Here is a 12,424-nt window from a genome sequence, read left to right as displayed (position 1 = left end):
GCCCGGGTGCGGACGCCCGCCCGGTCGCGTGCGCCGGAATTCCGGAACGCTCAGAACAGCCCGTCCTGCTCCACGGGCGCGGCGGGGCGGGCGGGACGGCGGACGACGGTGCGCCGGGCCGGCGGCTCGTCGCCGAACAGCGGGTCCGTGCCGCACTCGTCCGGCTCGGCCGGTATCGCGGTGGGCCCGGCGGACACGGCCAGGCGCAGCGGCTCGTCCCGGTCGAAGTCGCCCGGGGTCATCCGCGTCCAGTCGCGGCCCTGCTGGTCACTCACTCGTCGTCTCCCGTCCGCGGCGCCCGCGCCCGGGTGCGGCCCCGGACGGGGCGCACCCCGTCGCGCGCCGGCACGTCGGCCACCCTTACCGTCCCTTCCCCCCGAACGCCCATCTGTGTCCCATCCAACAGCATCGGCGATCACCGGACCGCCGGCCGCGGCCCCGCCGTGCGGACACGCCCGGGCGAGTGGCCCGACTCACATGGCGTGACCGGGACGACGCCGACACCATGGTCCTCCCACCGCCAGGCCGAAGGGATCCAGGATGTTCCGCAAGGTGCTCGTCGCCAACCGCGGCGAGATTGCGATTCGCGCGTTCCGCGCCGGCTATGAACTCGGCGCGAGAACGGTCGCCGTCTTCCCCTACGAGGACCGCAACTCGCTGCACCGGCTGAAGGCCGACGAGGCGTACGAGATCGGCGAGCCGGGGCACCCGGTGCGCGCCTACCTCTCCGTGGAGGAGGTCGTCCGCGCGGCACGCAGCGCGGGAGCGGACGCGGTCTACCCGGGCTACGGCTTCCTGTCCGAGAACCCGGAACTGGCCCGCGCCTGCGAGGAGGCGGGCATCACCTTCGTCGGGCCGGACGCCGACACCCTGGAACTGACCGGGAACAAGGCCCGCGCGGTGGCGGCCGCCCGGGCGGCCGGCGTGCCGGTGCTCGGCTCCTCCGCGCCCTCCACCGACGTCGACGAACTCGTCCGCGCCGCCGAGGACGTCGGCTTCCCGGTGTTCGTGAAGGCGGTAGCGGGCGGCGGTGGCCGCGGCATGCGCCGCGTCGAGGACCCGGCGGCGCTGCGCGAGTCCATCGAGGCGGCGTCCCGCGAGGCGGCGTCCGCGTTCGGCGACCCGACGGTCTTCCTGGAGAAGGCCGTCGTCGACCCGCGCCACATCGAGGTGCAGATCCTCGCCGACGGGCAGGGCGGCGTCATCCACCTGTTCGAGCGCGACTGCTCGCTCCAGCGCCGCCACCAGAAGGTGATCGAGCTCGCGCCCGCGCCGAACCTCGACCCGGAACTGCGCGACCGGATCTGCGCCGACGCGGTGCGGTTCGCCCGCGAGATCGGCTACCGCAACGCGGGCACGGTCGAGTTCCTGCTCGACCGCGACGGCAACCACGTCTTCATCGAGATGAACCCGCGCATCCAGGTCGAGCACACCGTGACCGAGGAGATCACCGACGTCGACCTGGTGCAGTCGCAGCTGCGCATCGCCGCCGGCGAGACCCTCGACGACCTCGGCCTCTCCCAGGACACCGTCACCGTGCGCGGCGCTGCGCTGCAGTGCCGCATCACGACCGAGGACCCGGCCAACGGCTTCCGCCCGGACACCGGCAGGATCAGCGCCTACCGCTCGCCGGGCGGCTCGGGCATCCGGCTGGACGGCGGCACCACCCACGCCGGTACGGAGATCAGCGCCCACTTCGACTCCATGCTCGTCAAGCTCACCTGCCGGGGCCGGGACTTCCGGGCCGCGATCGGGCGGGCCCGGCGCGCCGTGGCCGAGTTCCGCATCCGCGGCGTGGCCACCAACATCCCGTTCCTGCAGGCCGTCCTGGACGACCCGGACTTCCAGGCCGGCCGGGTCACGACGGCCTTCATCGAACAGCGGCCGCACCTGCTCACCGCGCGTTCCTCCGCCGACCGCGGCACCAAGCTGCTCACCTACCTCGCCGACGTCACGGTCAACAAGCCGCACGGCGAGCGCCCCGAGCTGATCGACCCGGTCGGCAAGCTGCCCACGCCGCCCACCGGCGAACCGCCCGCGGGCTCCCGGCAGCGCCTGGTCGAGCTCGGCCCGGAGGGCTTCGCGCGCCGGCTGCGCGAGTCGCCGACCATCGGTGTCACCGACACCACCTTCCGCGACGCCCACCAGTCCCTGCTCGCCACCCGGGTGCGCACCAAGGACCTCCTCGCCGTCGCCCCGGTCGTGGCGCACACCCTGCCCGAGCTGCTCTCCCTGGAGTGCTGGGGCGGCGCCACCTACGACGTCGCCCTGCGCTTCCTCGCCGAGGACCCCTGGGAGCGGCTGGCCGCCCTGCGCGAGGCCGTGCCCAACATCTGCCTGCAGATGCTCCTGCGGGGCCGCAACACCGTGGGCTACACGCCGTATCCGACGGAGGTCACCGACGCCTTCGTCCAGGAGGCCGCGGCCACCGGCATCGACATCTTCCGCATCTTCGACGCGCTCAACGACGTCGGCCAGATGCGCCCCGCCATCGACGCCGTACGGGAGACCGGGACCGCGATCGCCGAGGTCGCCCTGTGCTACACCGCCGACCTGTCCGACCCCTCGGAACGCCTGTACACCCTGGACTACTACCTCCGCCTGGCCGAGCAGATCGTCGAGGCCGGCGCGCACGTCCTCGCCGTCAAGGACATGGCGGGGCTGCTGCGCGCCCCGGCCGCCGCGAAGCTGGTGACGGCGCTGCGCCGCGAGTTCGACCTCCCGGTCCATCTGCACACCCACGACACCGCGGGCGGTCAGCTCGCCACCTACCTCGCCGCGATCCAGGCGGGCGCCGACGCCGTGGACGGCGCCGTGGCGTCGATGGCCGGCACCACCTCGCAGCCGTCGCTGTCGGCGATCGTCGCCGCCACCGACCACTCCGAGCGGCCGACCGGCCTCGACCTCCAGGCCGTCGGCGACCTGGAGCCGTACTGGGAGAGCGTCCGCAAGATCTACGCGCCGTTCGAGGCGGGCCTGGCCTCGCCGACCGGGCGCGTCTACCACCACGAGATCCCCGGCGGCCAGCTCTCCAACCTGCGCACTCAGGCCGTCGCGCTGGGCCTCGGCGACCGCTTCGAGGAGATCGAGGCGATGTACGCCGCCGCCGACCGCATCCTGGGCCACCTGGTCAAGGTCACCCCCTCGTCGAAGGTGGTCGGCGACCTCGCCCTGCACCTGGTGGGCGCCGGGGTCTCCCCGGAGGACTTCGAGGCGACGCCCGACCGGTTCGACATCCCCGACTCGGTCATCGGCTTCCTGCGCGGCGAGCTGGGGACCCCGCCGGGCGGCTGGCCGGAGCCGTTCCGCACCAAGGCACTGCAGGGCCGCACGGAGGCCAAGCCCGTGCAGGAGCTGAGCGCCGAGGACCGGGCGGGCCTGGAGAAGTCCCCCCGTGCGACGCTCAACCGGCTGTTGTTCCCCGGCCCGACGCGCGAGTTCGACAACCACCGCCAGGCCTACGGCGACACCAGCGTGCTGGACAGCAAGGCCTTCTTCTACGGTCTGCGTCCCGCGAAGGAGTACGGCGTCGACCTCGAACCCGGAGTGCGGCTGCTCATCGAGCTCCAGGCCGTGGGCGAGGCGGACGAGCGCGGCATGCGCACCGTGATGTCCACGCTGAACGGCCAGCTGCGGCCGATCCAGGTCCGCGACGCGGCCGCGGCCTCCGGCGTGCCGGTGACGGAGAAGGCCGACCGGACCAACCCCGGGCATGTGGCGGCGCCGTTCGCGGGCGTGGTCACCCTCACGGTCGCGGAGGGCGACGAGGTGGAGGCCGGGGCGACCGTGGCCACCATCGAGGCGATGAAGATGGAGGCGACCATCACCGCCCCGAAGGCGGGCCGGGTGAGGAGGCTGGCCATCAACCGCGTCCAGCAGGTGGAGGGCGGCGACCTGCTCGTCGAGGTGTCCTGAGCCGGCGCGCGGGCGCGTGAGGTCCGGCCCCGTCCCCGGCATCTTCCGGGGGCGGGGCCGCCCCGACCCTCCCGAGGGGCGTCCCGGTGCGTCAGCGCACCGGGAACCCGAAGGAGTACCCCTGCTGCTTCAGCCACGGCAGCAGCTCGCGCAGCGCCGCCACCGTCTGGGAGCGGTCGCCGCCCGCGTCGTGGAAGAGGACGGTCGGGCCGTTGGAGATCTCCCTCTTCACGGTGGCGACCATGACCGCGGTGCCGGGACGCTCGAAGTCCTTGGAGTCGACGTTCCAGCCGAGCGGCCGCATCCCCCGGGAGGCGGCGAGCCGGCGGCTGTAGGGGGTGAAGGCGCCGCCGGGAGCGCGGTAGTACAGGGGGCGGACGCCCCCGGACGCCTTCGTGATCATCCGTTCCGCGTCCAGGATCTGCTGGGACTGGTAGGCCTCGGACTTGGTGTCCATGGCGGTGTCGTGCGACACGGTGTGGTCGCACAGCCGGTGCCCGGCCGCGACCACGGCCCTGACCATGTCCGGGTGCGCCTGGGCCTGCGTGCCCACCATGCAGAACGTGGCCTTCACCCCGTTCTCCCTCAGCACCCGCAGGACCTGCGGCGTCCAGACGGGGTCCGGCCCGTCGTCGATGGTGATGTTGAGGCCCCGGGCGCCGCGGTCCGAGGCGTGGGCGATGTCCACCGACACCGGCACCCCCGCGCGGCCCTGGGCCCCGGCGCCCGGCGCCGCCGGTCCGGCCGAGGCGGCGGGGTGGTCCCGCCCCGCGACGGAATCGGCCTGCGCGGTCCACACCGAGGTGGCGGCGGCCACCGCCGTCACCCCGATCGCCGCCGCGAGCACCCGGCCGTGCCAGCCCCGTCCCCCATGCCGCACCATGTCCGCCCCGTTTCCTGCCGTCTCCGTGAACTCCGTGCATCCGTCAGGACGGAGAAAGGCGGCCACGGGATCCGTCCGTTACCGATCACGGACAATTCCGGGGGGATTCGGCGACAGGGCGGGCCGGAGCAGGGGCGCGCGGCCACCCGCGGGGGCGCACGACGCCGGGGGAGCGCCGTCCGGGCGACGCCGCAGCAGCGGCCCCGCGGACGCGTCCGCGTCACCGCATCGGCCGTACGTACCGGGCGCGCCCGCCGGATCCGGCGGACAGTGGTGTCGGGCGACGTCCCAGCCCGCTCCCCGTCCCGGCACAGGAGGCCCGATGCCCGTCTCACGGCCGCTGACCGCGGCCACCGGCACGGCGCTGCTCGGCATCGCGCTGGTGGCCTGCACCGACCAGGCGCTCGGCACGATCACCGCCCGGAACGCGGCCGCCGCCTACCGGCAGGTCATCTCGAACCCGGCGGTCGGCGGGTGCCACCGCTTCGCGCAGGGCGCGACCCACGTCGACAACTTCACGCAGAACGACATCATCCTGTACCAGGGCGACAGCTGCGCCGAGCCCGCGAACGGGCAGTCCACCTACCTGGCCACGCAGTCCTCCGACAACGTGGTCGCGGGGGCGGCCCCCTGGCGCAGCTTCACGATCGTCGGCCGCTGACGCGCCGTCACCCGCCCGGGGTCCCGCCCGGTTCACCGGCCCCTGGGCAGGTGGGGTCGTCGATCGCGGTGACCGTGTACGGGGGTGTGCCCGGAGCGTGGTCGTTCTGGCTGTTGACCACGTAGAGGCGGCAGTCGTGCCGGGCGAGCGTGGTCGGCAGGTCGAACCGCTCACCCGTGATCCGGTGCACGACCTCTCCGCTGCGCAGGTCCTCGCTCAGCTCGGCGATGTAGACCCCGTGCGGGGCGCCGTAGTTGAGGACGGCGTACAGGGTGCGGCCGCGCAGCACCATGCCGTCGGCGCCGAAGGACTGGCCGCCCAGCCCCACCTGCTCGACGGCGCGGGTGGAGGTGTCCACCCGCCACACCGCCTCCGTGCCGTTGGACGCCACCAGCAGCGTCCCGCCCGTCCGGTCGGCCACGATGCCGTTCAGCAGCCAGTACCGCGCCGGGAACTGCGGGAACGCGGAGCGGATGTCCAGCCAGGGCGCCAGCGGGCCCAGCCGGCCGTCGCGCAGGTCGGCCCGGTACACCACCGGGTTGGCCCAGTCGGTGGCGTACACGGCGTCCTGGGTGATGACCAGGTCGTTGAGGTCGGACGGGCCGAGCGGGCCGCCCTGCGCCGTCCTGGTCTGCAGCAGCCGGCCCCGCCGGTCGTGCACCATGAGCGTCGCGCCGCCCACCGAGAAGACGCGCCCGCGGGCGTCGGTGTGGACGCCCAGCGTGCTCGTACGGTTCTCGAGGCCCTGGGCGGGGAACGGGCTCAGGCCGGGGCGGCGCACGTTCCCGCGGTACAGCCGCCCGGTGCCGTCGGAGGACACGTACATCGTGCCGTCGCGTCCCACGGCGATCCCCTCGGGCAGGACACCGGGGTCCCGGGAGACGACGTAGGTGCCGGGCAGCGCGTGGGCGCCGGCCTGACCGGTCTGGGCGGCCAGCGCCAGCAGAACCGAGGCTCCCAGGCACAGCAGGCGTCTGGTGGCGTGCATCGATCGACCTCCGGGGACAGGGGGGACAGGACCTGTCGTGCGACAGCGTCCCCAGCCTGGCCCACTCGGGTGCCGGACCGCGCCCCTTTCAGTCCTGGCCGAAAAGTGCGGTCCCGCCGGCCGCCGGTGGGCCCCCGCGGCGGATCGCCCGCCTGGTCCGGCCCGCCGGGCTCAGGCCGCGGTCCGCGCCCTCTGCCGCCTGGCCGCCAGCACGGCGTAGACGAGGACGCCCGCGAACAGGAACAGCACGCCCTGGTACACGGCCGCGTACCCGGCGCCCGCGACGAGCCAGATCGAGAAGGCGGCGGCGACCGAGGCGACCACGGCATCGCGCACCAGCCGCGCCCGGTTCACCCGCTCGCGTCGCCCGGACACCAGGTGGAAGAGCTGTGCGGCGGTGGCCAGCAGGTACGGCACGGTCGCGGTGAACGTGGTGACCAGGACCAGGATCTCGAACACCCTGGCCGAGCCCGACGTGTAGTTGTAGACGGTGAGCAGCGAGGCCAGGACGACGGTGACGCCGACGCCGACCGTCGGGACGCCCCGCCGCCGGCGTGCGAAGGCGGCGGGGAACAGCCCGTCGCGCGCGGCGGCGTACGGGGTCTGCGCGCTCAGCAGCGTCCAGCCGTTGAGGCAGCCGGTCATCGACACCAGCGCGGCGAGCGCCACGGCCCAACCGCCCCAGCTGCCGCCGAACATGGCGTTCACGGCGTCCGAGAACGGCGCGGTGGACTTCACCAGCCGGTCGTGGGCGACCGTGCCGAAGACGGACAGCGTGCCCAGCAGATAGACGAGCGCGGCGCCCACGGTGCCGATGACCGAGGCCCGGCCCACGTTGCGCCGGGCGTCCTTCACCTCGCCCGCGCTGACGGCGGCGGACTCGACCCCGAGGTAGGAGAAGAGCAGGATCGCGGCGGAGGCGGAGACCGCGCCGACCGCGCTGCCGCCGCCGGCCCGGAACGGGCCGAGGTTGTCCGGGTCGAAGAAGAACAGCCCGCCCACCGCGACGAGCAGCAGCGGCGCGAACTTGAGCACGGTGGAGACGAGTTGCACGGCGCCGACGTAGCGGGTGCCCGCGAAGTTGGCCAGCGCGGGCAGCCACTGCAGGGCGAGCGCGGCGAGGCAGGCGGTCCAGCGGTGGCCGCCGACCGGGATCAGCACGTCGAGGTAGCCGACGGCGGCGACGGCGAGCGCCGCGTTCGACACCCAGGTGGTGATCCAGTACGCCCAGGCGGCGAGGAATCCGGCGAAGTCGCCGAAGGCCTCCCGGGCGTAGACGTACGGCCCGCCGGTGTCCGGATGGCGCTCGGCCAGCCGGCCGAAGACCAGCGCGAGGGCGATGGCGCCGACGGTCAGGACGCCGAAGGCGACCAGACTGATCGTGCCGTACGGGGCTACGGAGGCCGGAAGCAGGAAGATGCCGCCACCGATGATGTTGCCCATGACCAGGGCGGTGGCGACGGGCAGCCCGAAGCGGCGGGCGTGCCTGCCGGGGGAGCCGGCGGGCTCGGCGGCGGGCGTGGGGGCCGCGGGGGTCTCCTGCGGGGCCGGAGCCGACTGTGGGACGGTTCCGGTGACGTGCATGGGGTGGTGCGCCTCTCTTCGAACAGATGCCCGGGATCGCCGGGGCGAGCCCATGGTCGGACACGGTTCGAGCAGATTCCAAATCCCCTGCGTTTGTCCCGTATGCCCCCGCTCGACGCCGCAAAAGGTGCGCCGTGCCGCCCTCTGAGCAGGGAATTCTTCCGACGTCCGCTCGTCGGGCACACCCCGGCGGCCGGCCCGGGAACGGCCGCCCGCCCGGGTGCCGTCCCCCACCTACTCGAACAGCTTCTTCGCCACCCGGGCCGCCGCCTCGCTCTCCGCCGCGGCGGGCGACAGTTCGCTCAGGGTGTCGAGATCGGTGTCCTGCTCCAGCTCCGCCTCCCAGGCGGCGGCGAGTCTGTCCTGCTCCTCGCGCGGCAACCGCTCGACGTGCTCCCGGTGGTGCGGACTCAGCGCCGCCAGGAACCGCTCTACGGTGTCGATGGGCATCGTCGTCTCCTCGCTCGCGGGGTGCCGGCCTCGGGCGGGCGGCACCGTCCCAGCGTGATCGGAGCGGCGGCCCGGCCGTCGGCGCCGTGGCCCGCGCGCACCCGATCGGAGGAGGCCCACTGCTGCGAGCGGGCACCCGGCCGCGCGCGGCCGGAGGCGGTCGCCCCCGGCCGGGCGTCGCCGGCACACACCTGCCGGCCGAGTCCGGGCCGCCGAGGCGCGTCCGGGTCCGCTCGGCCGGGCCGCGGTCGTTCGCCGGGACGTCCGGCCCGCTCAGCCGCGTCGGGGTCCGCCCGGCTGCGCCGCGGCCCGCCCACCGCGCGCTCCGGTCGGCTCAGCCGCGTCCGCGTCCCTCGGCCAGCCGCTCCGTCACGGCGCGCGCCATGGCCTCCTCGCCCTTGGCGTTGGGGTGCGCGGGGGCCGCGGGGGAGGCGGGCGCCAGGGGCTCGATCCAGCGGTCGGCCGGGGCCTTGCACATGTCGTGGCCGGCCGTGGGGCCGTAGGTGTCGACGTACTCGACGTGGTTCCACGCGGCGACCAGCCGGAGCATCAGGTTCAGCCGCTTCCCGGTGTCCCGCAGATAGGGGAAGTCCTTCGCCGCGAACGGCACGGAGGGGTAGCAGCCGCTGCCGTCGTCGGGCAGCAGGTCCGGATAGCCGACGACGAGCACCCGGGCGTGCGGAGCCCGGGAGTGCACGGCCCGCAGCACACGGTCGACCTTCGGCGCGGTCTGCGCGATGGCGACCGTCAGCCGGTCGGTCCCGGAGGAGTTGTAGTAGCGCTCGCAGGGATTCCCCGACGGGTCCGTGGAGCTGAGTCCGGCGCACGTGGCGATGATGGAGCCGAACCCCATGTCGTTGCCGCCGATCTGGAGGGTCACCAGGTCGGTGCCCCGCTCCAGCGCGTCGAGTTGCGGAGCGTTGGTGCCCTGCGGCGCCCACATCTGGTCGGTCTTCGCCGCGCTGCAGCTCACGTCCTTGAGCGTGGTCCGCTCCCGCTGCGCCGCCACGAGCGAGGGGTAGTTGTGGTCCGAGCGGGCGCAGTTGGCGTCCACCTGCCTCGGGATGAGGGGGCCCGAGGTGTAGGAGTCGCCGAGCGCCACGTAATCCGTGACGTGCCCGGATCCGGTGCCGTGCGCCGCGGCGGGCACCGTGGACGCGGCGACGAGGACGCAACCGCCCAGTGCCGCCCCTACGGCCGCCGGCCACCGGCGCCGTTCCGCCGCCGCACCCGCACGCGTGTCGCTCGCCATGACAAGCCTCCCCCTGTGACCGGGACTCCGTGCACGACCGGCCCCGCGGCACGGTCGTCACACGTTCAACGGGGCTTGTATACCGTCCGGTAGGTACCCAGGGCCATAGACGGGAACGAATGATCCGTTGCCGCCGCCGGTCCGGATTGGTCCGGAAAAAAGTTTCGCCCGATCGGGCGGCCGACCAATCCGCCGCCCCACCAGGCCCGGATTCCCCACGTGACAGGCGATCAGGAGCAGCGAGGACATCCCAGGACCTGGGTCCGGCCGGCGCTGGGCGCGCTCAGCGGCGTGCTGGCGGGGTTCGCCGCGCTGTCCTCCGCCGAACTGGCCGCCGCCCTGGTGCGTCCCGAAGCGGGTCCCGTCGTCGCGGTGGGCGGCGCCGCCATCGACCGCACGCCGGCCGCCGTGAAGGACTGGGCGATCCGGAATTTCGGCACCCACGACAAGCTCGTGCTCCAGCTCGGGATTCTGCTCGTGCTCGCCCTGTTCGCCCTCGCGGTGGGTCTGCTGGCGGTGCGGCACCGTCGGCCCGGCGCGGCGGCGGTCCTCGTCCTCGGGGGCGTCGGGGCGGTCTCGGCGGTCAGCCGGCCGGACTCCACCGGTCCGGTCGACGCGCTGCCCTCCCTCCTGGGCTCGGTCGCCGGAGCGCTCCTGCTGTACGCGCTCGTGGGCCGGCTGCCCGCCCGGAACGACTCAAGTGCCGTGCCGGACGGCGTCGTTGCCGACCGGGAGGGCGCTCAACGGTGCGGGCCCGAGGAGTGGGACCGCCGTGGGTTCGTCGTCGCGGCCACCGTCGCGGCGGCCGCGTCCGCGGGAGTGGGCGCACTGGGCCGCGCACTCGGCGGATCCAGTGCCCGGGACGCGGTCGGCTCCCGGAACGGCCTCGTCCTTCCGGGTCCCGCCTCGTCGGCGCCGCCGGTGCCCCGGGGCGCGCGGGTACGCGTGGACGGCGTCAGCCCGTTCCTCACGCCCAACGGGGACTTCTACCGGGTGGACACCGCCCTGGTGGTGCCCAAGGTCGACGCCAGGGCCTGGCGGCTGCGCGTCCACGGCGGGGGCGTCCGCGAGCCGGTCACGCTCACCTTCGACGACCTGCTGCGACGCGAACTCGTCGAGCGGGACATCACCCTGACGTGCGTGTCGAACGAGGTCGGCGGTCCGTACGTCGGCAACGCCCGCTGGATCGGCGTGCGTCTGGCGGACCTCCTGGCCGAGTGCGGGGTGCGCCCCCCGTCCCGGGGCGGCCGGGCCGACCAGCTCGTGGCCCGATCCGTGGACGGCATGACGATCGGCACACCGGTCGAGGACGTCATGGACGGCCGCGACGCCCTGCTCGCCGTCGGCATGAACGGGGAGCCCCTGCCCTTCGCCCACGGCTTCCCGGTCCGCATGGTGGTCCCCGGCCTGTACGGCTACGTGTCCGCCTGCAAGTGGATCAAGGACATCGAGCTCACCACCTTCGACGCCTACGACCCGTACTGGGTCCGGCGGGGGTGGGCGCGCGAGGCGCCGGTCAAAACGCAGTCCCGCATCGACACTCCGAAGCCGTTCGCACGGCCGAGGGCGGGCACCGTGATGGTGGCCGGCGTCGCCTGGGCCCAGCACCGGGGCATCGACCGGGTCGAGATCCGCGTCGACGACGGCCCCTGGCAGGACGCCACCCTCGCGGCCGAGGACTCCCGCGACACCTGGCGCCAGTGGTCCTTCCCGTGGCGGGCCGGCAAGGGCGGCCACACCCTCACCGTCCGCGCCACCGACCGCACCGGCGCGGTGCAGACCGTCCGGCGCACGCGCACCGAGCCCGACGGCGCAAGCGGCCACCACTCGGTCGTGGTGACCGTCGAGTGACTCCCGCACGCCCCGACCGACAGGCCTTCCGCCCCCGCCGCCTGCCCCCTGGCCCTCTGTCTCTCCGACCCCCTGCCCCACCCCATGAACCGGCGGCGACCGCCGCCTCTGCCAACAGGAGGAACATCATGAACACCCGTATCCGCCGTATCGCCGTGACCGTGGCCGCCGCCGCCGTCCTGCCGCTCGCGCTGAGCGCCTGCTCCGACAACAGTGACTCCGCCAAGTCCGACTCGTCCGGCAAGGCGTCGGCCTCGGCCACCGCATCGGACGACAGCATGACGGGTTCCGGCAGCGACGCCTCGAGCATGAACGAGCCGTTCGGCCCGGCCTGTTCGTCGGTGCCCAAGAGCGGTGCCGGATCGTTCGACGGCATGGCCAAGGACCCGGTCGCGACCGCGGCCTCCAACAACCCGGCGCTGTCGACCCTGGTGTCGGCGGTGAAGAAGGCCGGCCTGGTCGACACCCTCAACAACGCCCAGAACATCACCGTGTTCGCGCCGACCAACGACGCCTTCGCCAAGATCCCCAAGGCGACGCTCGACAAGGTCCTCAACGACAAGGCGCAGCTGACGAAGATCCTCACCTACCACGTGGTGGGCAAGAAGCTCGCCCCCAAGGACCTGGAGAACGGCTCCTTCGACACGCTGGAGAAGTCGAAGCTCAGCACCTCCGGCTCCGGCGAGTCCTACATGGTCGACGACTCCGCCAAGGTGGTCTGCGGCAACGTCAGGACCGCCAACGCCAACGTCTACATCATCGACACCGTCCTGATGCCGAAGAGCTGACGGCCGGCCCCCGCGGGGGCGGTACGGAGCGGAAGGGGGTGGCCGGATGTCC

10 protein-coding genes are annotated in these 12,424 nt (G+C 73.8%); 4 read left to right on the top strand and 6 right to left on the bottom strand.

Annotated elements, in window-relative coordinates; all coding sequences use genetic code 11:
* Positions 1 to 50 precede the first annotated feature (50 nt).
* On the bottom strand, positions 51 to 275 hold the full coding sequence (locus ACIPM1_RS15590) for a hypothetical protein (protein WP_402434206.1): 225 nt from the start codon (positions 273 to 275) through the stop codon (positions 51 to 53).
* 265 nt (positions 276 to 540) lie between these two features.
* Here ACIPM1_RS15590 and ACIPM1_RS15585 point away from each other — a divergent pair, with 265 nt between their 5' ends.
* Positions 541 to 3,915 carry a pyruvate carboxylase gene (locus ACIPM1_RS15585; RefSeq protein ID WP_402434204.1) on the top strand — a complete coding sequence of 1,125 codons (3,375 nt, stop codon included), beginning with the start codon at positions 541 to 543 and terminating at the stop codon, positions 3,913 to 3,915.
* Between the two features lie 91 nt (positions 3,916 to 4,006).
* On the opposite strand, the gene ACIPM1_RS15580 is transcribed toward ACIPM1_RS15585, so the two are convergent.
* A complete protein-coding gene (locus tag ACIPM1_RS15580; RefSeq protein ID WP_402434201.1) occupies positions 4,007 to 4,798 on the bottom strand; it encodes a polysaccharide deacetylase family protein in 792 nt (263 codons plus the stop codon).
* Between the two features lie 322 nt (positions 4,799 to 5,120).
* Between ACIPM1_RS15580 and ACIPM1_RS15575 the strand changes: the two genes are divergently transcribed.
* Complete coding sequence (locus tag ACIPM1_RS15575; RefSeq protein WP_402434198.1) at positions 5,121 to 5,459, top strand: hypothetical protein; 339 nt, start codon at positions 5,121 to 5,123, stop codon at positions 5,457 to 5,459.
* A 7-nt stretch (positions 5,460 to 5,466) separates the two neighbouring features.
* Here the strand turns inward: ACIPM1_RS15575 and ACIPM1_RS15570 are convergent, their stop codons facing one another.
* The 4 genes from ACIPM1_RS15570 to ACIPM1_RS15555 all read right to left on the bottom strand — a co-directional run bounded on the left by ACIPM1_RS15570 (position 5,467) and on the right by ACIPM1_RS15555 (position 9,733).
* Positions 5,467 to 6,447 (bottom strand): hypothetical protein, encoded by a 981-nt coding sequence (locus tag ACIPM1_RS15570; protein ID WP_402434196.1) that lies wholly within the window; start codon positions 6,445 to 6,447, stop codon positions 5,467 to 5,469.
* 171 nt (positions 6,448 to 6,618) lie between these two features.
* Positions 6,619 to 8,031 carry an amino acid permease gene (locus ACIPM1_RS15565; protein WP_402434193.1) on the bottom strand — a complete coding sequence of 471 codons (1,413 nt, stop codon included), beginning with the start codon at positions 8,029 to 8,031 and terminating at the stop codon, positions 6,619 to 6,621.
* Positions 8,032 to 8,265: 234 nt separating this feature from the next.
* Positions 8,266 to 8,481 (bottom strand): hypothetical protein, encoded by a 216-nt coding sequence (locus ACIPM1_RS15560; protein ID WP_356192131.1) that lies wholly within the window; start codon positions 8,479 to 8,481, stop codon positions 8,266 to 8,268.
* Positions 8,482 to 8,815: 334 nt separating this feature from the next.
* A complete protein-coding gene (locus ACIPM1_RS15555) occupies positions 8,816 to 9,733 on the bottom strand; it encodes an SGNH/GDSL hydrolase family protein (RefSeq protein ID WP_402434190.1) in 918 nt (305 codons plus the stop codon).
* 219 nt (positions 9,734 to 9,952) lie between these two features.
* Here ACIPM1_RS15555 and ACIPM1_RS15550 point away from each other — a divergent pair, with 219 nt between their 5' ends.
* The gene (locus ACIPM1_RS15550) at positions 9,953 to 11,584 is read left to right on the top strand and encodes a molybdopterin-dependent oxidoreductase (RefSeq protein ID WP_402434187.1); all 1,632 of its coding nucleotides are present in this window, start codon (positions 9,953 to 9,955) and stop codon (positions 11,582 to 11,584) included.
* A 128-nt stretch (positions 11,585 to 11,712) separates the two neighbouring features.
* Positions 11,713 to 12,372: a fasciclin domain-containing protein gene (locus ACIPM1_RS15545; protein WP_402434184.1), complete on the top strand. Its 660-nt coding sequence runs from the start codon at positions 11,713 to 11,715 to the stop codon at positions 12,370 to 12,372.
* Positions 12,373 to 12,424: the final 52 nt, after the last annotated feature.

Source organism: Streptomyces sp. NPDC086766 (assembly GCF_044746005.1).
Taxonomy (GTDB): Bacteria; Actinomycetota; Actinomycetes; order Streptomycetales; family Streptomycetaceae; genus Streptomyces.
Note: the sequence above shows the minus strand (reverse complement) of the source record. Positions and strands in the feature narration are given on the sequence as shown.

Excerpts from the sequence above, each read along its gene's own strand:
- ACIPM1_RS15585 (WP_402434204.1), top strand. The coding sequence starts at position 541 with ATGTTCCGCAAGGTGCTCGTCGCCAACCGCGGCGAGATTGCGATTCGC.
- ACIPM1_RS15580 (WP_402434201.1), bottom strand. The coding sequence starts at position 4,798 with ATGGTGCGGCATGGGGGACGGGGCTGGCACGGCCGGGTGCTCGCGGCG.
- ACIPM1_RS15575 (WP_402434198.1), top strand. The coding sequence starts at position 5,121 with ATGCCCGTCTCACGGCCGCTGACCGCGGCCACCGGCACGGCGCTGCTC.
- ACIPM1_RS15570 (WP_402434196.1), bottom strand. The coding sequence starts at position 6,447 with ATGCACGCCACCAGACGCCTGCTGTGCCTGGGAGCCTCGGTTCTGCTG.
- ACIPM1_RS15565 (WP_402434193.1), bottom strand. The coding sequence starts at position 8,031 with ATGCACGTCACCGGAACCGTCCCACAGTCGGCTCCGGCCCCGCAGGAG.
- ACIPM1_RS15560 (WP_356192131.1), bottom strand. The coding sequence starts at position 8,481 with ATGCCCATCGACACCGTAGAGCGGTTCCTGGCGGCGCTGAGTCCGCAC.
- ACIPM1_RS15555 (WP_402434190.1), bottom strand. The coding sequence starts at position 9,733 with ATGGCGAGCGACACGCGTGCGGGTGCGGCGGCGGAACGGCGCCGGTGG.
- ACIPM1_RS15545 (WP_402434184.1), top strand. The coding sequence starts at position 11,713 with ATGAACACCCGTATCCGCCGTATCGCCGTGACCGTGGCCGCCGCCGCC.